This window comes from Flavobacterium sp. 83 (assembly GCF_000744835.1).
Classification (GTDB): Bacteria; Bacteroidota; Bacteroidia; order Flavobacteriales; family Flavobacteriaceae; genus Flavobacterium.
Genome location: NZ_JQMS01000001.1, coordinates 1,577,113 through 1,601,684, shown reverse-complemented (window position 1 = coordinate 1,601,684; position 24,572 = coordinate 1,577,113). Strand labels below are relative to the sequence as shown.

General features: G+C 31.4%; 26 protein-coding genes. 16 read left to right on the top strand and 10 right to left on the bottom strand.

All coding sequences use genetic code 11. From position 1 onward, the window contains the following. Nucleotides 1-154: 154 nt before the first annotated feature. The 6 genes from T410_RS07015 to murI all read left to right on the top strand — a co-directional run bounded on the left by T410_RS07015 (nt 155) and on the right by murI (nt 6,927). Nucleotides 155-838, top strand: coding sequence for a DUF6089 family protein (locus T410_RS07015; protein ID WP_035669899.1), 684 nt, complete (start codon nt 155-157; stop codon nt 836-838). Between the two features lie 4 nt (nt 839-842). Continuing rightward, a complete protein-coding gene (locus tag T410_RS07010; RefSeq protein ID WP_035674224.1) occupies nt 843-1,583 on the top strand; it encodes an isoprenyl transferase in 741 nt (246 codons plus the stop codon). Continuing rightward, a complete protein-coding gene (gene bamA, locus T410_RS07005; RefSeq protein WP_035669898.1) occupies nt 1,516-4,260 on the top strand; it encodes an outer membrane protein assembly factor BamA in 2,745 nt (914 codons plus the stop codon). The genes T410_RS07010 and bamA overlap by 68 nt, the downstream gene beginning before the upstream one ends. Before the next feature lie 38 nt (nt 4,261-4,298). Then, complete coding sequence (locus tag T410_RS07000; protein ID WP_081897816.1) at nt 4,299-5,492, top strand: OmpH family outer membrane protein; 1,194 nt, start codon at nt 4,299-4,301, stop codon at nt 5,490-5,492. A 43-nt stretch (nt 5,493-5,535) separates the two neighbouring features. Continuing rightward, nucleotides 5,536-6,036, top strand: a complete 501-nt coding sequence (locus tag T410_RS06995) for an OmpH family outer membrane protein (RefSeq protein WP_035669896.1) — start codon at nt 5,536-5,538, stop codon at nt 6,034-6,036. Between the two features lie 114 nt (nt 6,037-6,150). Next, nucleotides 6,151-6,927 (top strand): glutamate racemase, encoded by a 777-nt coding sequence (murI, locus tag T410_RS06990; RefSeq protein WP_035674219.1) that lies wholly within the window; start codon nt 6,151-6,153, stop codon nt 6,925-6,927. A 1-nt stretch (nt 6,928) separates the two neighbouring features. Here murI and T410_RS06985 read toward each other — a convergent pair whose 3' ends face one another. Together T410_RS06985 and T410_RS06980 are read right to left on the bottom strand one after the other, a co-directional pair. Continuing rightward, nucleotides 6,929-8,164, bottom strand: coding sequence for a hypothetical protein (locus T410_RS06985; protein ID WP_035669894.1), 1,236 nt, complete (start codon nt 8,162-8,164; stop codon nt 6,929-6,931). Beyond that, nucleotides 8,165-9,487: a DUF4270 family protein gene (locus tag T410_RS06980; protein ID WP_035669891.1), complete on the bottom strand. Its 1,323-nt coding sequence runs from the start codon at nt 9,485-9,487 to the stop codon at nt 8,165-8,167. It lies immediately after the preceding gene. 229 nt (nt 9,488-9,716) lie between these two features. On the opposite strand from T410_RS06980, the gene T410_RS06975 reads away from it, so the two are divergent. Genes T410_RS06975 through T410_RS06955 form a run of 5 tightly spaced genes read left to right on the top strand, consistent with a single transcriptional unit; the run spans nt 9,717 to nt 13,781 of the window. After that, nucleotides 9,717-10,565, top strand: a complete 849-nt coding sequence (locus T410_RS06975; protein ID WP_035669889.1) for a DUF6268 family outer membrane beta-barrel protein — start codon at nt 9,717-9,719, stop codon at nt 10,563-10,565. A 14-nt stretch (nt 10,566-10,579) separates the two neighbouring features. Next, a complete protein-coding gene (locus tag T410_RS06970; RefSeq protein ID WP_035669886.1) occupies nt 10,580-11,584 on the top strand; it encodes a kelch repeat-containing protein in 1,005 nt (334 codons plus the stop codon). Next, the gene (locus tag T410_RS06965; RefSeq protein ID WP_238567353.1) at nt 11,568-11,933 is read left to right on the top strand and encodes a DUF4907 domain-containing protein; all 366 of its coding nucleotides are present in this window, start codon (nt 11,568-11,570) and stop codon (nt 11,931-11,933) included. The genes T410_RS06970 and T410_RS06965 overlap by 17 nt, the downstream gene beginning before the upstream one ends. Beyond that, nucleotides 11,934-13,007 (top strand): sensor histidine kinase, encoded by a 1,074-nt coding sequence (locus T410_RS06960; RefSeq protein ID WP_035669881.1) that lies wholly within the window; start codon nt 11,934-11,936, stop codon nt 13,005-13,007. It abuts the gene before it with no gap. Nucleotides 13,008-13,067: 60 nt separating this feature from the next. Next, nucleotides 13,068-13,781, top strand: a complete 714-nt coding sequence (locus T410_RS06955) for a LytTR family DNA-binding domain-containing protein (protein WP_035669879.1) — start codon at nt 13,068-13,070, stop codon at nt 13,779-13,781. Nucleotides 13,782-13,795: 14 nt separating this feature from the next. On the opposite strand, the gene T410_RS06950 is transcribed toward T410_RS06955, so the two are convergent. Genes T410_RS06950 through T410_RS06940 form a run of 3 tightly spaced genes read right to left on the bottom strand, consistent with a single transcriptional unit; the run spans nt 13,796 to nt 15,654 of the window. Then, the gene (locus T410_RS06950; RefSeq protein WP_035669878.1) at nt 13,796-14,098 is read right to left on the bottom strand and encodes a hypothetical protein; all 303 of its coding nucleotides are present in this window, start codon (nt 14,096-14,098) and stop codon (nt 13,796-13,798) included. Nucleotides 14,099-14,127: 29 nt separating this feature from the next. Continuing rightward, on the bottom strand, nt 14,128-14,643 hold the full coding sequence (locus T410_RS06945; RefSeq protein ID WP_035669877.1) for a gamma carbonic anhydrase family protein: 516 nt from the start codon (nt 14,641-14,643) through the stop codon (nt 14,128-14,130). A gap of 12 nt (nt 14,644-14,655) precedes the next feature. Next, a complete protein-coding gene (locus tag T410_RS06940) occupies nt 14,656-15,654 on the bottom strand; it encodes a type IX secretion system membrane protein PorP/SprF (RefSeq protein ID WP_035669876.1) in 999 nt (332 codons plus the stop codon). Between the two features lie 153 nt (nt 15,655-15,807). On the opposite strand from T410_RS06940, the gene T410_RS06935 reads away from it, so the two are divergent. From T410_RS06935 to T410_RS06920, 4 genes are all read left to right on the top strand, one after another. Next, entirely contained in the window at nt 15,808-16,707 is a 900-nt protein-coding gene (locus T410_RS06935) for a NifU family protein (RefSeq protein WP_035669874.1), read from the top strand. A gap of 105 nt (nt 16,708-16,812) precedes the next feature. After that, the gene (locus tag T410_RS06930) at nt 16,813-17,013 is read left to right on the top strand and encodes a dodecin family protein (RefSeq protein ID WP_035669872.1); all 201 of its coding nucleotides are present in this window, start codon (nt 16,813-16,815) and stop codon (nt 17,011-17,013) included. Between the two features lie 198 nt (nt 17,014-17,211). Next, nucleotides 17,212-17,742 carry a hypothetical protein gene (locus T410_RS06925; RefSeq protein WP_081897815.1) on the top strand — a complete coding sequence of 177 codons (531 nt, stop codon included), beginning with the start codon at nt 17,212-17,214 and terminating at the stop codon, nt 17,740-17,742. A gap of 82 nt (nt 17,743-17,824) precedes the next feature. Beyond that, a complete protein-coding gene (locus T410_RS06920; protein ID WP_035669871.1) occupies nt 17,825-18,652 on the top strand; it encodes a mechanosensitive ion channel family protein in 828 nt (275 codons plus the stop codon). Between the two features lie 10 nt (nt 18,653-18,662). Here the strand turns inward: T410_RS06920 and tsaB are convergent, their stop codons facing one another. From tsaB to T410_RS06905, 3 genes are all read right to left on the bottom strand, one after another. Next, the gene (tsaB, locus tag T410_RS06915; RefSeq protein ID WP_035674213.1) at nt 18,663-19,331 is read right to left on the bottom strand and encodes a tRNA (adenosine(37)-N6)-threonylcarbamoyltransferase complex dimerization subunit type 1 TsaB; all 669 of its coding nucleotides are present in this window, start codon (nt 19,329-19,331) and stop codon (nt 18,663-18,665) included. A gap of 77 nt (nt 19,332-19,408) precedes the next feature. Then, nucleotides 19,409-20,713, bottom strand: coding sequence for an efflux RND transporter periplasmic adaptor subunit (locus T410_RS06910; protein ID WP_035669869.1), 1,305 nt, complete (start codon nt 20,711-20,713; stop codon nt 19,409-19,411). 6 nt (nt 20,714-20,719) lie between these two features. Beyond that, nucleotides 20,720-22,156: a TolC family protein gene (locus T410_RS06905; protein ID WP_035669866.1), complete on the bottom strand. Its 1,437-nt coding sequence runs from the start codon at nt 22,154-22,156 to the stop codon at nt 20,720-20,722. A gap of 190 nt (nt 22,157-22,346) precedes the next feature. Between T410_RS06905 and T410_RS06900 the strand changes: the two genes are divergently transcribed. Continuing rightward, a complete protein-coding gene (locus T410_RS06900) occupies nt 22,347-23,756 on the top strand; it encodes a DUF4403 family protein (protein ID WP_152556936.1) in 1,410 nt (469 codons plus the stop codon). Between the two features lie 13 nt (nt 23,757-23,769). Here the strand turns inward: T410_RS06900 and T410_RS06895 are convergent, their stop codons facing one another. Further along, nucleotides 23,770-24,021 (bottom strand): hypothetical protein, encoded by a 252-nt coding sequence (locus tag T410_RS06895; protein WP_238567352.1) that lies wholly within the window; start codon nt 24,019-24,021, stop codon nt 23,770-23,772. A 7-nt stretch (nt 24,022-24,028) separates the two neighbouring features. Continuing rightward, nucleotides 24,029-24,571 carry a DUF420 domain-containing protein gene (locus tag T410_RS06890; RefSeq protein WP_035669862.1) on the bottom strand — a complete coding sequence of 181 codons (543 nt, stop codon included), beginning with the start codon at nt 24,569-24,571 and terminating at the stop codon, nt 24,029-24,031. Nucleotide 24,572 lies beyond the last annotated feature (1 nt).

The window sequence follows — 24,572 nt, the reverse complement described above, 5'->3', positions numbered from 1 at the left end:
CATTTTAGTTAAACACTATACGATTCCATCTATTTTTCACGTTTGGATTTATCTAATGCCTATTTATTGTGAATTACTCAAAAGAGGGCACAATTACTACAATAGGTATTGAATCGTATTGATAATTATTATATTTGCACGCAATTTTAACTAAATGAACAAAATTTTTAATATATTTTTATGTGTTTTCCCATTTTTAGCAATTCATGCTCAAATTCATGAAATTGGTATTTTTGCAGGAGGCAGTAACTACATTGGAGATGTTGGTCCTACAAGCTATATTTCTCCAAACGAGCCTGCTTTAGGATTGCTTTATAAATGGAACAAAAGCCCCAGACATTCCTATAGATTTTCCTACACACAATCAAAAATAACCTCAAATGATTTGGATTCTGAAGAAGCTGGAAGAAACCAAAGGGGTTATCGTTTTGAAAATAGCATAAAAGAAGTATCTTTAGGCCTTGAATTCAATTTTTTTGATTTTAATCTTCATGAAATGAAGAATAAAATCACACCTTATATATATTCTGGAATAAGCTATTTTAGATATGATGAATTATATATTTTGTCCGGTGTAACACGGAAAGATAAGAGCGCTGGTTCATTTGCAATACCAATGAATCTGGGAATAAAATCAAACATAACACCTAATTTTATATTAGCTTTAGAAGTCGGGGCAAGATATACATTAACGGATAATCTAGATGGAAGCAACCCGAAAAACAATAATTTAGAAACGTTACGATTTGGAAATTTAAATAATAATGACTGGTATGTGTTTTCGGGATTGACCCTAACCTATACCTTTGGAAACAAACCTTGTTACTGTGCAGAATAAAGAAATGGATTTACTAAATACGATAGACACAACCAATCTACCAAAACATTTAGCCATCATTATGGATGGTAATGGTCGTTGGGCAAAACAAAAAGGGCTTTTGAGAGCTTTTGGACACGAAAGTGGAACAAAATCAGTAAAAAAAATAATTGAAGCCAGTGCTAAATTAGGAATACAAAACCTTACTTTATATGCTTTCTCTACGGAAAACTGGAACAGACCAAAACTCGAAGTCGAAACTTTAATGAGAGTTCTCATAAATTCCTTGAAAAAGGAACTTATAACACTCCAGAAAAACAACATCAAACTAAACGCAATAGGTAATCTTGAAAAATTACCACAGTCAGCTCAAAAGGAACTTCTCGACGTAATAAATAAAACAAAGGACAACACGAAAATGACATTAACACTGGCATTAAGCTATGGTTCTAGAGAAGAATTAGTCACAGCGGTTAAAAACATTTGTAGTAAAGTTAAAAATAATATAATTTCAATAGACGCTATTGACGATTCAATTATAAATGAGCATCTTTACACGCAAAATTTACCGGATGTAGATTTATTAATACGAACAAGTGGAGAACATAGAATAAGTAATTTTTTGTTGTGGCAAATCGCCTATGCAGAATTATATTTTACTGATATATTGTGGCCTGACTTTAAAGAACAAGATTTATATGAGGCTATTATTAGTTATCAAAAAAGAGAACGTAGATTTGGAAAAACAAGTGAACAAATTAAATAATTTTTTAGTGTTACATAAAAGCATAAAAACAGTCCTTACAATTTTAATCTTTGGTAGTTTTACTCAAATTAAGGCTCAAGAAAGAGTTCCTTTTGATCAAGGAAAAAAATACATTTTAGCAGATGTAGCAGTTGTTGGAAAAATAAGTTTCAATTCTCAGACCGTAGTAACTTTTGCAGGACTTCAAAAAGGACAAGAAATAACTATCCCAGGTGAAGAAATAAGCAGCGCCATAAAAAAACTTGGAAAATTAGGGCTTTTTGATGAGATCTCTTTTTATGTTAACCGAATACAAAATGACAGCATCTATTTAGATTTAAATATTGCAGAATTACCTAAGTTAAATCAGGTAAAATTTGCGGGAATTAAGAAAAATAAAACCGAGGCTTTAATTAAGGATAATAGCCTTACCAAAAATAAAATTGTCAACGAAAATTTAATTACTACGACTAAAAACTACATTGAAAATAAATACAAAAAAGATGGTTTTTACAACACTAAAGTAACCATTAATACCACCAAAGACACTACAACAATTAATCAGGTTAATATGCTTGTGAATATTGACAAAGGTGATAAAATAAAGATTAGCAATATTGACTTTGTTGGAAATGAAAAACTTTCAGACAAAGCATTGCGTAATGCAATGAAAGACACCAAACAAAAAAACCCAATTCGTCTATTAAAAGCATCGAAATTCATTCAAGCAAAATACAAAACCGATTTAGAAAAAGTAATTGCTGCTTACAAAGAAAAAGGGTACCGTGACGCAAGAATAATTTCAGATTCAGTCACTTACAACAAAAGCAAAAATGCTTTGTCTATTAAAATAAATGTAGAAGAGGGAAATAAATACTATTTTGGAAACATTAAATTTTTAGGAAACACTATTTATTCAGATCAATTATTGAGCAGAATATTAGGTGTCAAAAAAGGGGAAACATATAATGGTGTGCTTCTTGAAAAAAGAATTGCTGATAAATCTAAACCAGATGGCGAAGACATTACCAATTTATACCAAAATAATGGCTATTTATTTTCGAATATAAATGCTGTAGAAGTAAAGACAGCTAACGACACTATCGATTTTGAAATCAGAGTTACTGAAGGTCCGTTGGCTTATTTCAACAAAATTACAGTTGTAGGAAACGACAAAACTAATGACCATGTAATTTACAGAGAATTAAGAACAAAACCTGGAGAAAAATACAGTAAAGAAGAACTTGTAAGAACCATAAGAGAGATTGGACAGTTAGGTTTCTTTGATCCTGAAGCAATTGATCCAAAATTTAAAAATGTAGATTCCGGTGCCGGAACTGTTGACATAGAGTACAATCTTGTTGAAAAGGGTTCTAGTCAAATAGAGCTACAAGGTGGTTATGGCGGAGGCGGTTTCATAGGAACATTGGGATTGTCTTTTAACAATTTCTCTGCAAAAAACCTTTTAAACAAAGAAGCATACAAACCTTTACCAATGGGAGACGGACAAAAAGTTTCTTTGAGATTACAAGGAAGTACTTACTTTCAAACCTACAGTATGTCGTTTTCTGAACCATGGTTTGGCGGAAAAAAACCTGTTCAATTCAGTACGTCATTATCGTATAGCAAGCAATTTTTAAATAATTATATAACTTACAAAGTAGACAAAAACAAAAGCTTTAATATCCTGACTTTATCTGTTGGTTTAGCCAAAAGATTAACTGTGCCAGATGATTTCTTTGTACTGTCACAATCCATAAGTTACCAACATTATGATTTACATAATTACAACACAGGATTGTTCACATTTGGAAATGGAACTTCTAGAAATTTTGCTTATACAGTAGGATTAACAAGAAGCAACAAAGGGGTAAATCCTATTTTCCCAACGTATGGTTCGGAGTTTAGCATTTCAGCGAAATTAACACCTCCTTACTCGTTGATAAACGGGACTGATTATGCAACATTAGGTGATAAAGAAGAATATAAATATAAATACACGGGTGCAACTTATACTGGATCAAACGGTATTCAAGTCAATGAAGGAGATTATGTTGAAGTCATTCCTAGTACAACAAACCCTACTCCAAATAAAGTTTCTAACTATCAAGATGCTGCCGCTGATCCTGCAAAAGTAGATCAGAAGAAATTTAATTGGTTAGAATATTACAAAATTAAGTTCAAAGGCGACTGGTACACAAAAATTTATGGTAAATTAGTATTGCGAACTTTAACCGAATTTGGATTCCTTGGAGCATATAACCAAAATAGAGGTGTTGTTCCATTTGAAAGATTTTATGTGGGTGGTGACGGATTAGCAAATTATTCTATGGATGGTAGAGAAACCATTCAATTAAGAGGATATCCAAACAACTCTTTGACACCAGTAAACAGTGCTGGAGAACAAATTGGAGCTACAGTTTATAACAAATTTTCATTGGAAATGCGTTATCCTATAACATTAAAATCATCGGCATCAATTTATGCATTAACGTTTTTAGAAGCTGGTTCTTCTTATGCTAATTTCAAAAGCTATAATCCATTTGCATTAAGTCGTTCTGCAGGAGCTGGTTTACGTGTTTTCATGCCTGCGTTTGGATTATTAGGAATTGATTTCGGTTATGGTTTCGATGCCTTACCAGGTACAACTAAGCCAAATGGATGGGAAACTCATTTCATCATTGGACAACAATTTTAAAATAAATTAGTTAAAAATTTTTCTAATACATTAAAGTTATGAGAAAAGAATTTTTATTTATATTTTTAGCACTGCTTGTAGTAAGTAAATCCCATGCGCAAACTAGAGGTACCAAAATAGGGTATATAGATATGGAGTATATCCTTCAAAATGTACCGGATTATACGGAAGCAAAAATCCAATTAGAGCAAAAAGCTCAAAAATGGAAACAAGAGATTGAAGTAAAAAAAATTGAAATCGATAAGTTAAAAAATGCTTTAAAAGCAGAACAAGCCTTATTGACAAAAGAACTTATAAATGAAAGAGAAACAGAAATTAAGTTCCTTGAAAATGAATCTTTAGATTATCAGCAAAAAAGATTTGGCTCCAATGGAGATTTGATTCAACAAAAATCAATGCTTGCAAAACCAATACAAGATCAAGTTTTCACTGCTGTTCAAGATATTGCCGAAGCAAAAAAATATGACTTTATCTTTGACAAATCTTCTGATTTAACCATGCTTTTTTCAGCAAAAAGATTTGATGTTAGCGATCAAGTTTTACGTATAATAAACCGAACTGAAAAGAGAGAACAATTAAGCAAAAAGCAACTAAAAGAAGAAGAAGCCAAAGAAAATAAAGAAGATGCTCTTGATGCAAATCCAGCTTTAGCGGATCGACAAAAAGCATTGGATGAAAAAAAAGCAGCCAGAGACAAAATTATAGCTGACAGAAAATTACTTCAGGAGGAGAAGAAAAAAGAATTTGACGAAAGAAGAAAACAACTCCAATCAGAAAGAGATTCTAAAAAAACGGGAGATATTGCAACTGAAAGTAATAAAATTGCACCAACAACCGATAAAGCAGAACAAATAGAAGCCTCTAAAATTGCTGCTGCCGAGGCAAGACAAAAGCAAATGGATTTGAGACAAAAAACTGTGGAAGATCGCAAAAAAGCAGTTGAAGAAAAAAGACAATTATTACTCGAAGAAAGAGAAGCAAAAAAAGCTGGCACGATTTCTGCCTCTTCTAAAACAGAAGAATTAAAAGCTAAAACAGTTCCTACTGACTCTATTAAAGTAGAAACAAAAAAAATTACAGAAAATGCTAAAGAGAAACAAATAGAGCAAAAAGCGAAAATTTTAGAAGACCGTAAAAAAGTATTAGAAGATCGTAAAAAAGTATTAGAAGAAAAAAGAAAAATAATATTAGAAGTACGAGAAGCTCTTAAAAAATCAAAAGAAAAAAAATAAAAGAAAATACTAACAAAAATTAATACTAAATATTTTAAAAACGATGAAACAAATCAAAACTTTACTAATTGCTGCAATACTTTTATTTGGTGCAAACCAAACTATTAACGCACAAGCAAAAACTGCTCATGTTGATGTGAGTGAAATTATGGCAAAAATGCCAGCTATGTTAGAAGCACAAAAACAACTTGAAAAATTAAGTGGTACATACGATGCAGATTACAAAAAAATGGTTGAAGAGTACCAAGCAAAATTAAAAAAATACGAAGCAGAATCTGCAACAGTTACTGAGGTTGTAAATGGAGAACGTTCTAAAGAAGTTCAAGATATGCAAAAAAGAATTGTTGATTTTAGAGACAATGCTCAAAAAGAATTACAACAAAAAGAATCTGATATCGTAAAACCTTTAATGGAAAAAGTAAGAACTTCTATCCAAAAAGTAGGTAAAGCAAAAGGATTTCAATATGTGTTAGATGGTTCTACACTTTTATTAGCTGACGGTCCAAACTTGACTGCTGATGTGAAAAAAGATTTAGGTTTCTAAAAATAACACACAAATAGTTTAAAGACTGCTCAACCTAAAATATAGGATCGAGCAGTTTTTTTTTGTTAAAATAAATTTTAGGATATTTAAATGGCAGCACTTAACTTTGTTTCTATGAACAACAATCAACCAATAGGAATTTTTGACTCAGGCATTGGAGGCACTTCAATTTGGAGAGCAATTCATGATTTGCTCCCTAACGAAAAAACAATCTATTTAGCGGATAGTAAGAACGCTCCTTATGGTCAAAAATCAAAAGAAGAGATTGTTGCACTAAGTATGAAAAATACTGATTTCTTGCTAAAATTGAACTGTAAATTGATTGTAGTAGCTTGTAATACCGCAACTACTAATGCCATTCGAGAATTACGAGAAAAGTATAACGTTCCATTCATTGGTATTGAACCAGCCATAAAACCGGCCGCAACACATTCTAAGACACAAATTATAGGAATACTTGCTACACAAGGCACATTAAACAGTGAACTTTTTAACAAGACCGCTGAGATGTATCAAGACACAAAAATAATTGAACAAGTAGGCCACGGACTAGTACAGCTAATTGAAAACGGCAATATAGATTCCCCCGAAATGACAAAACTACTTCAGTCCTATCTTACTCCCATGATTGAGGCTAATATCGACTATTTAGTATTGGGCTGCAGTCATTATCCATATTTGATTCCTCAAATCAAAAATATACTTCCGGAACACATCCATATAATCGATTCTGGTGAAGCTGTAGCGAAGCAGACTCAAAAAATATTGCGCGAAAAAATAGGTTTTTCTTCAGCTGAAAAAAATGAACCTATTTTTTATACCAACAGCAATTCTAAAGTTTTAACTGAAATTTTAGATAATAAATATAATGTCGAAAAAATAGATTTTTAATCTATTCAAATTTTCTTTTAACAAACCAAATTCCATCTAAACATAAATTAAGTGACAATTTATGATAATTTTCTTTGATAAGTCCATCGCTGATTCTTCCTTTTTGTCCATAAGAATACGTAATATTCAATGCTGAAAAAGTATTTTCGATAGGTAGTGAAACCCCTACTGAAATAGCCATAGAATTAATTCTTTTGTTATCAACCTCCAGATAACCCGTATCATAATTAAATCCTGTAGCGTACTGAATTCTATCAAAATAACTTCTTATATTTTTTGATTTACTATATGAAAATCCTAAAGCCATTTTATCTTGATTTATGAAATTACCATACAAATCCGATTGATTGGTACTATTCCACAATCCTTTTCCGTAATCAAGTGTTACATTCAAATTGTTTTTAAAAACTTTACTTACACCGATACCTATTTCCAACGGAATAAAATAATCATCCGTATCTGAAGCAAGCTCCGACTCGATTGTTGTAGTGCCAGAATTATTGACTGAGGATACTGATTGCACTTTTGTAGCATTTATTTTTGTAGGTGATTTTAAATTCATCCCCAGAGTAAAAGTAGAATCTAATTTTAACTGAGCTCCTAAAGATGCTCTAACACCACTATAATTCGTTTTTTTATAAATATTGGTTACTGAGTTCGAAATAGTATAAGACCTATCATCAATTGTGTTTCCAAAAAGCAAAGAAGTTGAAATTCCTAATGCTAATTTCTTTCCTATTCTATAACCATATGAAAGATCCAAATTATTCAACCCTCCAGTTCCAGTAGCACTCAAAACATAGTTTTCCTGGCTATCTAGAATTGGCAATGTCAAGTTAGATATTTTAAATGTAGTGCTAGAATATGGTTTTAGTGCTATACTAAAAGCCGATCTTTCAGTCACAGGAGAAGCAAAAGCAATATGGGAAAACTGAACATTATTTCGATTTTCTTTCGTAGAAATGTTTTCATAGCTCGATTGAATAGCCTTCCCTCCTACATCAAATAAAAAGTGATTTTGATACATAAATCCCAAAGATGCAGGATTCAAATTATTGATAAATCGATTTGAAGGCAAAGCAATTCCTGAAGAACCAATAGAAGGAATTGAGCCAAAATCGGAATCATACAAGCTTCCTAAACCATAAAGTGAGTAGGGCGAACTAGAAATACTTTGTGAAAATGAAGCAGTTGTCATAAAAAAAAACAAAGCTATGAATGCAATTTTATTTTTCATCTAATAAGAAATATAATAAATTTTCAATTGAATTTTATTGTTGGCAATTTTTTGATCGCCTAAAACTAGTCTGTCAACAGCTTTTGAAATACTGGGTAATGTGAGAATTAATGAAGATTTAGAATCCGATTCTTTTAGCATTTCACTTTGCAAAAAGGATCCTATCGAAATTTTATACCCAACGTTTTCATTGAACTCATCACTTGTATTATTCAAAATTGCATAAATAGGTTTTCCAGCTATGGTATTAAGTGTACCTTTAATTCTATTTAATTTATCACCAACAAGAACCCGTAATGAATCTACTAAAGGATACGTGTCTGAATAGGTATTATTTACAGGTTTTATCATTAACTCAGCATCTACAATTGCCCCATTATCTGAGAGGTATTTCAATTGCTTTATGTTAGGAAAATCTAATCGGCAAGCAATCCCAGTTCCAGATTGAATAAAAGCTTTATTGCCTGTTTGCAAACTAGATAACTTACTCGATGAAATAGGCAAATCCTGAATTTGAGTTCCAGTTTTATCTAAAGTGATATTATTAAATTGTTTGGACACATCCAAAATAGAGAAATTTTTAATCAAAGAGGTTTCTGTATCATCAAGATATTTGGAATAATACAACCGAAGTGCGCTAGACATATTGAAACCAACAATGCTGGAAGAATTACCAGAAGTCGACTTGACAACAAATCCTTTGAGATATTCTGTAAATTCAACAAAATTTGTTATTTCATTCTTTTTCAATTTTAGAAAAAGAGCATTCCCAAAATCTTTATTCAACTTAACAACTACTGAATCCTTGCTATTTGGCTTTGGTTTAAATGAGATACTGCCTAAACTTTCAGTATCATAACTTAAACTGGATTTATTATAAAAATTATCATCATCTAAATTTGGCTTAACCTTTTGTGTCAATCTATGAATACTAAGAGATTGCACTTTTGTTGTATCGCCATAGAAATACTTATCCTCTTTTAAAACCAATCTAATGGAGTCAAACACATAATTTGGAGCATCTGTATCTGAGCTTTCATTGTACAAATTATAGGTTGCTGCCGACATTTGAAAATAACTGTCTGATTTTACTTTTCCAAAAATAGGATCATCATAATTCCCAACTAGAATCCTGCTTTGACTAGATGAAATTAAAGAATCAAAATCAATAGTAGCAACATCGACCGTTAATGTATCAATCAATATAACTTTATTATTAACCGATAAATAATCTGAACCTACAACAAATTCTCCTGTGTCAGAATCCGAATTACATGAAATCACCATAACTCCAAAAAACAGCAACAACAATACCTTATACATAAATGTTTTTTGAACAAATATATAGGAGACCACTTTATACCGCATAACAACATATACAGTTCGAAGTTTTTTGTCTATAAAAAGCCAATTCTAATCTACAATTAAGATACAGATAGTAATTATTCATTCGACCGAACAAATGCCTTGTTTGTCTATGAAATTGGGCGGTACATATATCTTCTTTTTTTTTATTGGATAACGTATCTACTTTTGAAACAATAAAAAAATAATGAGAATAAAGACTTTAGCAAACCTGTTATTTATGATTTCAATTCTTAACGCATCGGCACAAAGCGGATACTCCTTAGAGTTGAACCTAAAAACACAACCCACTGAAAAAATTACAGTGAATGAAACCGGAATTGGATTACGTTTTTTTGATAACATTGATTCGAATAACAAAATAACCAACACACTCAAATTTAAAAATATTGGACTCGATTATTCATTGGAAAATTATGATTTACAAAATAGTCTGAATCAGTTTACTAGTATAGAAAATGATTTTGAATTTTCTCATCAATTAACTGGAAATACAAAATTGAATTTAGAAATTAATCCAACTGTTAATTTTGAGCGCAATCTTGGAATTTCTGATGTGTCGATTCTCGGTGGTTTAGAAGTTAACCATTCTTTAAATTCTACAAATACCATTAGTATTGGTGTAAAAAGAATGACGCTTTTTGGCAAACCGGAAATTCTTCCTACTTTTTCTTTTTATCATCAAATCAACCAAAATGCTTTTGTAACCATAGGATTTCCTAACTCAACAATTTCTTATTCAAATAACATTCGAAATACATTCAGTATTACAAATAGTTTCAATGGGAATTTATATAATCTAGACGGACCGCGAGTTGTAGATAATTTAAATACTGCAACAAAAGTTAGTTTTTCGCAAATGACATCCACCTTACAATATGAAAGAAACTTGGATTCAAACTGGTTTGTCAATTTAAAAGGAGGATATGAAATTAACAAAAATTACAACTTGACAAACAATAATAGAGACTCAAAATTTGATTTTAAAAGCACTAATGGCTACATTTTTAACATTGGAATAAAATACAAACATTAATAAATAAATACATTATGAATAGTTTAAAAAAAGGAATATTGTTCACCACACTTTTTGCAAGTTTAGTATTTACAGGCTGCAGTAGTGATGATTCCGAAGATTTAGTTGGTAACTGGATTAAAAAATCTTCCTTTGACGGACCTGCAAGATCAAGCGCTACTAGTTTCGTCATTGGCACTTATGCATTTATAACTACTGGATATACAGGAGATGAATATCTAAAAGATCTATGGGCCTACAATTCAACGGGTGATTATTGGGAACAAAAAGCTGATTTTATTGGAGCAGCAAGAAGTTCTGCCTCAGGATTTGAATTAAACGACAAAGGTTATGTAGGTCTAGGTTATGATGGCACTAATAAATTGAAAGATTTCTATCAATACGACCCTATCAGCAATACTTGGACACAAAAAGCTGATTTTGCAGGAACAGCACGTTACTCAGCCGTAGGATTTCAAGTAGGTGATAAAGCGTATTTTGGAACTGGTTACGATGGGAATTATCTAAAAGATTTTTATCAATACAACCCAACTTCAAATTCTTGGACATTGGCAACAGGCTTCAGTGGAAATAAGAGAAGGAATGCAACCGTATTTGTAATTGACGATAAAGCCTATCTTGGAACAGGAATAAATAGCGGAGTATATCAAGTTGATTTCTGGATGTTTGATCCCGCAACTGATGTATGGACAAGGAAACGCGACATTGATCAAGACACAGAAGATGATTATGATTACAACGATGATTATGTAATTGTTCGTTCTAATGCATCCAGTTTTTCTATGAACGGATTAGGATATGTTGCTTGTGGTGAAAGTTCAAAATCAATTTGGGAATACAATCCATCAACTGATATTTGGTTAGAAAGAACACCGCTGGAAGGATCAGCAAGAACAGATGCTACTGGTTTTTCAATTGACCAAAGAGGTTTCATAATGCTGGGAAGAACTGGAACATCATATTTTGATGATTCATGGGAATTTAAACCTTTAGAAGAACAAAATGATGATGACAATTAATTCAATTAATAAATTCTTCTGGACAGCAATCCAGAAGAATTTATCATTTCTAACTACAAGAAATAATGCATTCCTACTTCTAGGTTTACTACTTTTTATATCTTGTAACAAAAATGAAGATTTAAATATAAAATCCCTGAAAACACCTACAGGCTGGGGTTATTATATAACTAACAATGATAAAATTATAATAAAACAAACCGTAATACCCGTTATCAGCGAAAATAAAAGTTTTAAAACCGAAGAAGAAGCAATGAAAGTAGGGAACTTAGTATTGCAAAAATTGAAACACGATTTATCGCCTACCATAACAAAAAAAGATTTATTTTTATTAGCTGTAAAAATCTAGATGAACATAGAAGGAATTAAAAACAATAATCTAAACCAAATACTTTTTCATAGTATGATTTGGTGCTTCTTCATTGTTACCTCATTAATCCAGTTTTACGAAAGCCCTTTTAGCATTAATACTGATTTCTATGCCCAGTGGATTACGGGAATCCTATTATTCTATCTGAATTATTTATATTTAGTTCCTGTATTGCTTTTGCAAAAAAAATATTGGGAATATTTTACTATTCTAATTTCTATAATAATCCTCTTTATGGTTATCCGGTATAATTTTTTTATGCCTGAATTTAAAGATATGAGACCAATCAGAATGATTAATTCATCTGGAAAAGAGATTTTAGCGAACCCTCATTTCAAAAGAAAGCAACCGTTTTTTTTAAAATTGGCTCCTTCTTTTTTCTACATACTAATCATTACAATTGGTACAATTATTAAAACCTTATCTGAATTATACAACAATCAGCAAAATAAATTAATTGCCGAAACACATCGTGCTTCAACAGAATTAAACTATCTGAGAAAACAAACTAATCCCCATTTTTTATTTAATTCGCTAAATAGCATTTATTCATTAGCCTATAAAAAATCTGATTTAGTCCCAGATGCAATAGTAACTTTATCAGAAATGATGCGATATATGTTGTATGAAACCGATAATAAATCGGTGTTTTTGGAAAAAGAAATTAATTACATTAAAAACTATCTTGAGTTACAAAAACTACGATTGAATAATATTGAAAATATCACCATTAATATTCACGGTGACACAAAAAATAAATACATCGAGCCGTTACTTTTGATTTCATTTATCGAAAATGCGTTTAAATACGGTACTGATTACAAAGGAGCCGCTTTTGTAAAAATAAAAATAATAATTGAAGAGGATATTTTAGATTTTTGGGTAGAAAACAAAATTGAAAATCATAAGAAAGATCCTGAAAATTCAGGAATAGGAATGAAGAATATAGAAAATCGACTGAATATTCTTTATCCTAATGCACATCAACTTACAATTATTGAAACTGACACTAATTATAGTGTTCATCTAAATTTAAAATTAGACCAGATTTAATCTTCTTTTGATTAGAAATTTGATGTAGATTGGACTTATTTTAATTAAAAAAACAAAAAAATGAAATGTGTAATCATAGATGATGAACCTTTAGCGGTTGATTTAATTAAAGAATTTGTTAGTAAAGTGGATTCTCTGGAACTAGTCAATACATTCACTAATGCTATTGATGCCATTTCAATAATCAATCATTCTAATATTGATTTGATTTTTTTAGACATAGAAATGCCTCATTTTTCTGGTATTGATTTTATTAATGCCATTGAAAAAAAGCCTCTAATCATATTTACAACCGCATATTCTAATTATGCTGTAGAAGGATTTAATCTTGGTGCAGTCGATTATTTAGTAAAACCTATTCCGTTTCATCGCTTTTTAAAATCCGTTTTACGAGCACAACAAATTTTCAATCCACAAAATTTACCTGCAAGTACAAATCTGATTTCCACTCCTGAAATAGAACAGGATTTCATGTTTGTGAGAGCTGAATATGAAAATGTAAAATTGAATTTTGCAGATATATTATTTATTGAAGGATTGAAGGATTATGTCAAAATATACACTACTGACAATAAATACACACTAACATTAATAAGTCTTATAAAACTGGAGAATTTACTTACCAGCAAAGGATTTGCACGAATTCACAGGTCGTATATCATCAATATTAAACACGTAAAATCTATCCAAAAAAACAAAGTGATAATTGCTGAAAAAAGAATACCGATCAGTGAAAGCTACAAAAACTCATTCTTTGAAAAAATCAATTTATAATTTATATACATAAATTATTTAATGATATTCAACATAACCAACATGGTTATAATAAACAAAGAAAAAAGTCCTATCAGAAAAATTATATCTGCTGTTTTTTCGAATCGTGCACTAGGCTTTTTAGTCTTTCGCATGGACAAAAATGAAAGAATACTGCTTGTCATGAACATAACAATAGAAACAGCAATGAGTTGATCAATAATCGTATTTTCATTTGTATTATTCAAATGAATCGATGTAAGAACAATAAAACAAATTCCGAGTAAAGTTGCCGAAGTGTTTAATATATGCGACGCTTTATCTTTTCTTTTTCCCATTGCCTTAATTATTGAAAAGTAAATAAAACCTATTCCTCTTTAAACCAGCTGGAATACATTACGTAATTATTAGAAATACGCTCAATTTCTCCTGCAAAATCAGATTGGTCAATATCTTTGACCTTTTTGGCAGGAACTCCGGCCCAAATCGATCCTGAACCAACAACTGTATTTTGGGTAATAACAGCTCCGGCAGCAACAATAGAATTACTTTCAACAACACAATTATCCATTACAATCGCTCCCATTCCAATCAATACATTATCATGAACGGTACAACCATGCACAATAGCATTATGACCAATTGACACATTATTCCCTATAATTGTTGGATGTTTTTTATATGTACAATGAATAACAGCCCCATCCTGAATATTAACTTTATTACCTATTTTAATAAAATTGACATCCCCTCTTATAACTGCATTAAACCAAACACTACAAGAAGAACCAAAACTAACATCACCAACAATAGTAGCATTCTCGGCTACATAACAATCCTCAGGTATTAAGGGTGTTTTTCCATTAACAGATTTGATTAACATGGAATAAAATAATTAATTAATTGCCGGGCAGTTACATTCGTATTTTTCAGGCTTACAAAATAAGTTGATTCCCAAGGTGATTTGGTGAAAGCCACCATTATCAAATTTCACAGGACCTGAAACATGTGAGTAGGTATAAGCAAACATGAAATTATTATAATTAACTCCAACTATAGGAGTTATGTATTGAAGTTTTTGTTTAGAAATTCCTGAACCATTAGTATATTCAGCCCCGTCTAAACTTCTACGGTAGGACAAACCTCCCCAAAGCTTTCCGAAATCCATGTTTTTGTATGCTTTAATGTTGAAGTCAATTGATTTTTCTTTGGTCTTGTCGACCAGTTGAAATAAAAATGACGGTTCCCACAATACTCTATCTTTATCTCCAAAAACATAACCAGCGCTCAACAAATATTTTCTTAAATTATCACTTTCATATTCCGTATAAATATCTCGTCTGGTTTCAACAGCATTTTTTACTGTACCGTGCACATAAAAATCTAAATAATTATAGGATGCTCCAATATCAAAATTGAAATACGAATCTTTTTGCACAACAGTCCCATTAATAATAGGATCAAAGTCACCTGATTGTAAAAAACTGGTTTCATCTAGTTGGCTTTGAATCAAACCTGCACTAATCCCAAAAGATAGTTGATTTAAATCAATTTCATCTCTAGAAAACATAAGATGATACGCATAAGTAAACTTAACTCCTTTCTGAGAATGATATCCATTTTTATCATTGAACAAAATAATCCCCGCACCAGCCTTTTCTCCCACTCTACCATTAAAACTAAGTGTTTGCAATTCTGGTGCATCTTCCTGGCTAAACCATTGTTTACGGGCTGTAAGTCTAATTTTTGCGCAATTTGACGCTCCAGCCATAGACGGATGGATCAAATAATAATTATCCGACAAATAATCAGAATACACCGCAATACCCTCTTGTGAAAAAGAATATTGGTACATAAAAAAGAAGACTGCTAATAATTTAATTTTGTTATACATAGAAAAACTAATATATAAAATGATTCGTTAGCCAATAAAATGCAGTAACAACTCTTTAGATAACTAAATTATTGTTAATTTATTTTATTAAAATTCAAATATAGCTATTCGTGGAAAATAACTTTACTAAATTTGTAAAAATTTACAAAGATCATGATAAAAGTTACCATAAAAGAAACTCAAAACCCAACCATATTAAAATTTGAATTTCAGGATTTCATTACTCAAAATGAAAGTTTTGAATTCAAAAATATAGATGAGGCAAAATCTTCACCATTAGCACAACAATTATTTTACCTACCATTCGTAAAAACAGTTTACATCTCTGGAAACTTCATCGCTATTGAAAAATACAGCATTGTAGAATGGGAAGATGTAAAAGATGCGGTGTCAGAGCAAATAGAAACATTTGTAAATAATGGCGGAATAATCATTACACCAGACGAAAACAAAACAAAAAAACAGCCTATAACAGTTTACGGAGAAACAACTCCTAACCCATCCGCTTTAAAGTTTGTAGTAAGCAGAATGTTGACCAAAAATGCTGTTGAATATAAAAACATTGATCAAACTGGTTCATCGCCATTGGCTAAAGAACTTTTCAAATTTCCTTATGTAAAAGAAGTCTTCATTGACGAAAACTACATATCTGTAACCAAATATGAAATCAATGAGTGGCAGGAAATCACCTTAGAAATAAGAAGTTTCATCAAGCAATATATTGAAAACGGAGGAACCGTTTTAGATGAAAATTTTATCCAAGCAGCAACCGCAGAAGAAAACACTAAAGCGCAAAGTTTTGATAATCTAGATGTCACTTCACAACAAATCATCAACATATTAGAGGAATATGTAAAACCAGCCGTACAAGCTGACGGAGGTAATATTGCATTTGACTCTTATAACGAAAGTGACAAAACCGTAAAAGTAATCCTTCAAGGTGCTTGCAGTGGCTGTCCTTCATCAACATTTACCTTAAAAAGCGGTATTGAAAACATGCTAAAAAGTATGTTGAATGACGAAGGAATCAAAGTGGAAGCAGTAAACGCATAACTCAATAAAAACATATAATACTGACAATGTTATAGTTATATTAAAATAGCCTTTGATTTTAAATAAAATAGGTACATTTAATCTTTAACTTAACAAATAGAAATTATGTCAGTATTAAAAGTAATTGAAGTACTTTCCAGTTCAGATATAAGTTGGGAAGACGCAGCACGAAAAGGTGTTGCAAAGGCGGCTAAATCCGTAAAACACATACGTTCTGTATACATTAAAGACCAAAGTGCAACCGTAAGTGGAGGAGAAATAACAGAATATAGAGTAAATTTAAAATTAACTTTCGAACTCGAATAGCTTAATTTGACCCAATTAATTTAAGCGTTTCATTTGAGACGCTTTTTTTTTATAATTTATTTTCAGAAGCTATTTCATGCTTATCAAAACCAAACATATTTAATCCCAAACACTGATTTTCAGCAAATTATTAATGATTCAATAAAGCGTTCTTAGAAAAAATTGCTTAATATTGTAAGACTAATCAAAATAAATATCATGGGACTATCTTCATTTTTTAAAAATTTATTTGGCTCAGCCAAAGAAACTGCTGGTCAATTAGCAGACAAGGCAGAAACAACTTTTGAACAAGCAAAAGAAACTGCAGCACCTTATATTGAAAAAGCAGAGGCATTTGCAGAAGAAACTTTAGACAAGGCAAAAGAAGCTGCCACTCCAATTTTAGATAAAGTAGAGACTTTTGCATCTGAAACAATAGACAAAGCAAAAGTGGCTGCCGCCCCAATATTAGACAAAGCAGAAGTATATGCTGACCAAGCCAAGGAAGCTGTAAGTGACTATTCTGAAAAAGCAGGTGATGTTTTAGGAAAAGTAGTAGAAACTGTAAAAGAAAAAGCTGCCACAGCAGTAAACAAAGTTGAGGACGTAGTAAGTGAAACTAAAACAATTGCAACTGACGCTGTTGATACGGTTTCTGAAAAAACGAGTACTTTTATAAGTGATGCTGATTCTGAAGCCACTCAAACTGCTAAAGAAAACATAAATAGAATAGAAGAAGACGCTGATTAATTTATATAAAAATAATTTATTTGTATTTTTGCACTTCAAAACTTAACCTTCTCTTTTGAGAGGGTTTTTTATTATTAAAAAAATGATCTTAAATCCTAATCAAATTACTGATTACGCCAGTACTTTTATTCAACTATTAATCGATTATTCTCCCAAATTAATTTCTGCTGTTGTTGTTTTGTTTGTAGGGCTTTATGCCATTCGACTTATCAATAGATTAATCAGAAAAATAATGGTCAAGAGAGATTTAGACCCTACTTTAACTAAGTTTCTTGCCGATATTTTACTTTGGGTTTTAAGAGTATTACTATTTGTAACTTTTATTTCAAATCTAGGGATAGAAACCTCTTCTTTTGTGGCTATATTAGGAGCAATGGGACTTGCAGTAGGTTTATCACTTCAAGGCTCTTTATCCAATTTTGCAGGTGGAATGCTAATTATTATGTTCAAACCATTTAAAGTAGGACATACTATTGAAGCACAAGGTAACATAGGAACAGTTAGCGAAATCCAAATATTTGTGACCAAATTAATCAACGGAAACAACCAAACTATTTTTATTCCAAATGGATCATTATCCAATGGCACTATCATCAATTATTCTTTACAAGGATTTAGAAGAGCCGATTTGACTATCGCTATTTCCTATGACACTGATATAAAAAAGGCAAAAGATATTATTACTGCTGTTTTAAATAGTAACCCAAAAATACTTAAAACTCCCGCTGCTGAAGTTTCAGTGAAGAATTTGACTGATAATGCCATCCAACTTGCAGTTAGGCCATGGGCAAATAATGAAGATTTTGGTGCCGTTTTCTCTCAAACTTTAGAAAGCTGCAAGATAGCTTTTGATGCTGCAGGAATCGTTATTCAGCCATTTGCAAAAGGATTATCTAGAACAGATTCTTAATTATATGATGTTATTTCTTTGAAGTAGTAATCATAAAATCTTTCAAATAAAAAGGTTCAAAATAAGCGACATCTACAGTGTCGTTTGTTTTGAATTTTTCAAAACTTAACAAACTCATTTCCTTAGCTGAAGGATATTTGATATCTTCCAAGAAAACAAAATTATCTTTGGTTAAAACTGTTTTGCATTTCTCCGCACAATCTCCCACAAAATAAAGCGTTTCCTGAAAATCTTCAAATGAATTTTCAGTTATAATTTCAGCTAAAGTTCCTCTCCTATTCTCAAAATTAGAAGTAAAAATAGCGCTGTACACTTCCATTCTTCTGGCATCAATCATAGGAATAATCAATCCATCTGAAACAGTTACCTGAGAAGCTAAAGTTTTCAAGGTATCAATAGCAATCAAAGGTATATTTAAAGCGAAACACAGCCCTTTTGCGGCAGAAACTCCTATTCGCAATCCCGTATAAGATCCAGGACCTTGACTTACCGCAACAGCAACTAAATCGTTCAAAGTAATTCCTGCTTCCTGTATTATTTCTTCAATAAAAACGTGTAACCGTTCGGCGTGAGAATACCCTTCTTCTGCAATTTCTTTGCACAGAATCGTTTTTCCTTCTTTTGCAAGAGCAACAGAACAGTTTTTTGTAGCGGTTTCGATGTTAAGTATGTAATCCATTTTTATTTTTAACGTGAAAATCACAACCATAAAATAAAATTTACAATTGTGATTTTCAAATATAGGTACTTTATGTATTATTTCTTGCTTTCTTCCTTATCTTTTTCTGTTTTTAATGTCACTTTATCTCCAGAATTAAGCTCTTTAGAAACTGTAGTGTATGGACCTGTAATAACTACATCGCCTTTTTTAAGTCCAGTTAAAACTTCAATATTTGTATCATCCTGAATTCCAGTTTTAATGATTCTTATTTTAGCCTTATCGCCTACTTTTACAAAAACACATTCAAATTTCTTATCACTTTTAGGTGCTACTTTTTTCTCCTCAGATTTAGGATCCTCAATTTTTATTTCCTTAACCGCAGCTGTATCTGATTTTACCACAACGGAACTAATTGGCACAGACAATACATTCTTTTTTGTTTTAGTAATAATATCTACTGTTGCGGTCATTCCCGGTCTAAAAGGAGAATATGCCGCTGGTCTTCCTTCTAATAAATCCTGATATGATTCTTTAAGTATTCTTACTTTTACTTTAAAATTAGTTACTTGATCAGCGGTCAAAGAAGAACTTGCCGAGTTAGAAATACTGGTAACAATTCCTTTAAACTGTTTTTTCAAATAGGCATCAACTTCAACTTTTGCTTCGTCACCTACTTTTATTTTTACAATATCATTTTCATTTACATCAACTTCAACTTCCATGTTATTTAAGTTCGCAACTCGCAACAATTCTGTTCCAGCCATTTGTTGCGTTCCCAAAACACGTTCGCCAAGCTCTACATTAAGTACTGAAACTGTTCCATCGGCAGGTGCATAAATAATTGTTCGTCCAAGATTATCTTGAGCTTCATTAACCGAAGCAGAAGCGCTTCTAACATTAAAGTAAGCAGTTTGCTTCGCTGCTTTTGCAACCTCAAATGACGCAATTGATTTATCCCAATCTGATTTGGAAATAATTCCTTTATCGAATAACGTTTTGTTTCTGTCATAACTTGCTTTGGCTTCTTTAAATGAAGCATCTGCCTGACTCAAACCTGCTTTCGTTCCTGATAAATTAGCAACAGTTCTGTTTAATCCAGAAGTATATAAATCAGGATTTATCTTTACCAACAAATCTCCTTTTTTGACTACTTGTCCTTCTTTTATTGGTAAGGAAATAATTTCTCCTGAAACCATTGAGGATATTTTCACTTCAATTTCAGGCTGAATTTTTCCAGTAGCAGAAACCGTTTCAACTATAGTCGTAGCATCAACATTTGCTATTTCTACTTCTTTACCTTTATCTTTATTCCCAATAATTCCATTTTTTGAAAGCACTACTAATAATGCAATAATAACGACAGCACTACCAATTAAGATATAAATTGTTTTTTTTGACATAATAATCTAGTTTTTAATGATTGGAATTCCAAAATAGAATTCTAAAATTTTAATTTTAAAAATGTAATCGTATTTTGTTCTAAGAACCTCAGATTGTGCATTGGTGAGCAACGTTTGCGATTGATTAAAATCAAAAGAATTCATCAAACCTACAGCATATTTTTCTTTCGCATAATTATAGGCTTCTTGTCTTGATTCTAATGCTACAATGGAAGATTCATGCGCATTTAAAGCGCCTTTAGCATCTGTAAATGCAGTAAAAACATTTCTCTGCAAATCTAAATCCTGTTGTTCTAATGCAATTTTTGACTTCTCTAAACTTACTTTAGAACGTTCCACATTATTTCTTGCCGAAAATCCATTAAAAATTGGAACAGACAATTGCGCCCCAAAAGATTGTCCTTTATTATTGCTAAATTGATCCCAAAATGGCAATGCATTTCCTAATACTGGAGAAAAATTATTTTGCAAAACATTTTGATTTGTTCCTTGTACATATCCAACTACAGATGTAGGATTTGAAGTATTAGGCTGAACACCAACTACCCTGTCACTGTAAGCAACTCTAGAACTAAAACTATAAAATCCTTGAAGAGTCGGTTGAAAAGCGCCTTTTGCAATCGCAACATTTTTCTCGGCTATTTCTAAATTAGTTTTGGCAATTTTCAATTCAATTTTAGTTTCTTTTGCCTTATCGTAAATTGCTACTGGAGTTTGTGCTAAAATATTGTTCTCATCTTTAGCATTAGTGTCATCAATGATGTCAAAGCTCTCAAATTCTTTTAATTGTAATAACTGAGCTAAACTCAATTTTGAAATCAATAAAGCATTCTCAGCTGTAATAACATTTTGATTATTAGATGCAACTGTTGCTTTGATGTCTAACAAATCGCCACGAGGAATTGACCCTGCCTTAACTAATTCTTCTGAACGAGAATATTGTTTTTGATTAATTCCCAATTGTTCTTGTTGCACTTTCAAATTCTCCTTATTAAAAAGAATCTGTAAAAACGCATTGGCAACATTTAGTGCAACATCTTCCTGCATTTTTTGCAATTGATATTTAGCTGCAACTATTGAAAGATTGGCTTTGCGAAGTGTATTTTGGTTTTGCAAGCCTTTATAAATATCAATCCCAATATTTGCTCCTGCAGAGGTAAACTGAGTTGTTTTATTTTGTAAAAGTCCTGTTGTAATATCCTGATTCAAACCAATATTCCAAGAGTGGGACGCATTAGCATTTAAAGAAGGAAGAAAATTTCCTATTGCGCCTTTTTTATCAATTGCAGCCGTTTTAGAATCTAATTCGGTTTGCTTGATAGAAATATTGTTTTGTATAGCATATTTTACACATTCTTCTAAGGTCCACTTTTTAGATTGTGCCTGAATAGTAATGCTAAAAACTAACATTAGAATTAAACTAAGAAAACTTCTTTTTCCCATATATTTCGAATAAAAGTGCAGTATCACTGCTAAACAAATTTAACTTTTTCTATTAAAACTTGTGAGATAAAGTAAATAATTTATCTCATAATCCGTTATAAAACAATTAGACTTTGAAAATTAGCATTTGTTACAAAAAATCCCAAAAATATATTTGTTTTGTTATTTTTGCTTTTTAAACTTATATAAAATGCTGAAATTCTTTTCATTCTTACTCTCGATAGCGCTTATCATTTTAATTTCCGGTTGTTCTACTTCTCAAAAAATAGCAACTTTAAAACCAGAACCTGATGACGCTGTTCCATTAGTTTACGAAAATATTCCTTCCTTTATTAATTTACCTATCAGCATAAGGCTAAAAGATATTGAAAACCAAACGAACACAATCTTAAATGGACTAATCTATGAGGACAACAATATTGAGGACGACGATATTGAAATAAAAGTTTGGAAACAGGCACCAATTACGATTACAAATGACAAAGGCGTTTCTGGAGAAAAAATAAAAACTATTTTACCGTTGAAAGCCATAGTGAAATATAGAATCGGAACAAAAAAAATGGGCGTTGAATTTTACGACACACGAGAATTCAATCTAGATGGCGTGGTGACTTTAATAAGTGAAACCGGATTAATTAATTGGAAATTAAATACTAAAACAGAACTAAAATCATTAGATTGGAACGAAAGTCCGACGATGTCCATTTTTGGAAAAAATATTCCCGTAACATACCTGATAAATCCCGGAATCAAACTTTTTAAATCGAAAATTGAAAAAAAGATTGACGATGCTATTGCAAAATCTATGGACTTCAAACCTAATGTTCTTTCCGCATTAGAGAAAATTTGCACTCCTTTTCAAATGAATGAGGAATATGAAAGCTGGCTTCGTATTATTCCAATTGAAATCTATTCCACTACTGCAAAACTAAAAAACGATTCTTTCTTGCTAGACATGGGCATGAAATGCACAATGGAGACATTAATAGGAAAGAAGCCAGAATCGAGATTTGACAAAAATAAAATTGCTTTAAAACCCGTCTTTAAAATCCCCGAAGATATCACTGCCAATATTATTGCAGTTTCTACTTATGAAGAAGCTTCAAAAATAATGACTAAGAATTTTTCCGGACAGGAATTTAGCGCAGCAAATAAGAAAGTAAAAGTTCAAAATGTAACTATTTGGCACAAAAACGGCAAAATGATAATTGCTTTAGATCTATTGGGATCTGTAAACGGAACCATTTATTTAGCAGGTTTCCCTCAATATAATGATAAAACAAAAGAAGTGTTTTTTGACAAGTTAGATTATGCATTGGACACAAAAAGCAAATTAATGCGTACTGCAAATTGGCTTGCCCAAGGGTTAATTTTAAAGAAAATTCAACAAAATTGTCGTTACTCCATAAAACCAAATTTAGATGAAGGCAAAAAAAGCATGATGAATTATTTGAAAAATTATTCCCCAATGCCGGGTGTTTTTGTAAATGGAAAATTGGAGGATATTCAATTCCAAAAAATTGAATTAACCAATCAGGCTATCATTGCTTTTATAAAAGTAAGAGGAACGGTAAATGTTTCGGTAGATGGTTTAAAATAATCTTGATAAAAAACTATTTCGATTTATTCTTTCTCATGCGATACACTGCATAACCAATACCTGCAACAAGAACATATGGTATGACCATTAAATAAACAATTCCGTCATTTACGGCTGCTGCTTTGACCTTATTCCCTTCGCCAGATAATGCAGCACGGCACATGGCACACTGAGCATTTACCGGTAGGTATAAAAATAAAGACACCAGAAGAAAAAAACTCGTTTTTACAAATCTTGAAAATGGCATTGACACACTCTTTTTCATTTTTTCTTTATTGAACATAATAAGGAGAAATCATTAAGTAAACAACTACGCCAGTAACTGCTACATATAACCAAATAGGAAAAGTTATTTTGGCAATTTTTTTATGCTTATCGAATCTTGATGACAAAGCTCTAACATAAGTAATCATAACAAGAGGAATAATTACTATTGATAATATAATATGTGTAATCAAGATGAAGAAATATACGTATCTAACAACTCCTTCACCACCAAATTTAGTAGAATCAGCAGTCATATGATAAGCTACATACATTACCAGAAAAGCTACTGACAACACAATTGCACTTGTCATTAACTGTTCGTGTAATTTTCTTTTGCCATTTTTTATTGCAATTACAGCTACAACTAAAATAATAGCCGTTAATCCATTTGTTGTTGCGTAAATCGGTGGTAAAAAAGATAGTGGCTCCACACTGTAACCAAAATCTTTTAACTTTACACCAAATAAGATAGCAACTACTACAGGAATTACAACCGAAATAATTATAATAAATTTGCTGAATTTTTCTTCAAGTGAATTCTCTTCCATT

Coding starts and splice junctions, on each gene's coding strand:
- T410_RS06965 (WP_238567353.1), top strand. CDS start 11,568: ATGATGATGACAATTAATTCAATTAATAAATTCTTCTGGACAGCAATC.
- T410_RS06890 (WP_035669862.1), bottom strand. CDS start 24,571: ATGGAAGAGAATTCACTTGAAGAAAAATTCAGCAAATTTATTATAATT.
- T410_RS06905 (WP_035669866.1), bottom strand. CDS start 22,156: ATGGGAAAAAGAAGTTTTCTTAGTTTAATTCTAATGTTAGTTTTTAGC.
- murI (WP_035674219.1), top strand. CDS start 6,151: ATGAACAACAATCAACCAATAGGAATTTTTGACTCAGGCATTGGAGGC.
- T410_RS06950 (WP_035669878.1), bottom strand. CDS start 14,098: ATGGGAAAAAGAAAAGATAAAGCGTCGCATATATTAAACACTTCGGCA.
- T410_RS07015 (WP_035669899.1), top strand. CDS start 155: ATGAACAAAATTTTTAATATATTTTTATGTGTTTTCCCATTTTTAGCA.
- T410_RS06955 (WP_035669879.1), top strand. CDS start 13,068: ATGAAATGTGTAATCATAGATGATGAACCTTTAGCGGTTGATTTAATT.
- T410_RS07000 (WP_081897816.1), top strand. CDS start 4,299: ATGAGAAAAGAATTTTTATTTATATTTTTAGCACTGCTTGTAGTAAGT.
- T410_RS06945 (WP_035669877.1), bottom strand. CDS start 14,643: ATGTTAATCAAATCTGTTAATGGAAAAACACCCTTAATACCTGAGGAT.
- T410_RS06920 (WP_035669871.1), top strand. CDS start 17,825: ATGATCTTAAATCCTAATCAAATTACTGATTACGCCAGTACTTTTATT.
- T410_RS06980 (WP_035669891.1), bottom strand. CDS start 9,487: ATGTATAAGGTATTGTTGTTGCTGTTTTTTGGAGTTATGGTGATTTCA.
- tsaB (WP_035674213.1), bottom strand. CDS start 19,331: ATGGATTACATACTTAACATCGAAACCGCTACAAAAAACTGTTCTGTT.
- T410_RS06930 (WP_035669872.1), top strand. CDS start 16,813: ATGTCAGTATTAAAAGTAATTGAAGTACTTTCCAGTTCAGATATAAGT.
- T410_RS07010 (WP_035674224.1), top strand. CDS start 843: ATGGATTTACTAAATACGATAGACACAACCAATCTACCAAAACATTTA.
- T410_RS06985 (WP_035669894.1), bottom strand. CDS start 8,164: ATGAAAAATAAAATTGCATTCATAGCTTTGTTTTTTTTTATGACAACT.
- T410_RS06995 (WP_035669896.1), top strand. CDS start 5,536: ATGAAACAAATCAAAACTTTACTAATTGCTGCAATACTTTTATTTGGT.
- T410_RS06940 (WP_035669876.1), bottom strand. CDS start 15,654: ATGTATAACAAAATTAAATTATTAGCAGTCTTCTTTTTTATGTACCAA.
- T410_RS06975 (WP_035669889.1), top strand. CDS start 9,717: ATGAGAATAAAGACTTTAGCAAACCTGTTATTTATGATTTCAATTCTT.
- T410_RS06900 (WP_152556936.1), top strand. CDS start 22,347: ATGCTGAAATTCTTTTCATTCTTACTCTCGATAGCGCTTATCATTTTA.
- T410_RS06925 (WP_081897815.1), top strand. CDS start 17,212: ATGGGACTATCTTCATTTTTTAAAAATTTATTTGGCTCAGCCAAAGAA.
- bamA (WP_035669898.1), top strand. CDS start 1,516: ATGAGGCTATTATTAGTTATCAAAAAAGAGAACGTAGATTTGGAAAAA.
- T410_RS06970 (WP_035669886.1), top strand. CDS start 10,580: ATGAATAGTTTAAAAAAAGGAATATTGTTCACCACACTTTTTGCAAGT.
- T410_RS06910 (WP_035669869.1), bottom strand. CDS start 20,713: ATGTCAAAAAAAACAATTTATATCTTAATTGGTAGTGCTGTCGTTATT.
- T410_RS06895 (WP_238567352.1), bottom strand. CDS start 24,021: ATGAAAAAGAGTGTGTCAATGCCATTTTCAAGATTTGTAAAAACGAGT.
- T410_RS06935 (WP_035669874.1), top strand. CDS start 15,808: ATGATAAAAGTTACCATAAAAGAAACTCAAAACCCAACCATATTAAAA.
- T410_RS06960 (WP_035669881.1), top strand. CDS start 11,934: ATGAACATAGAAGGAATTAAAAACAATAATCTAAACCAAATACTTTTT.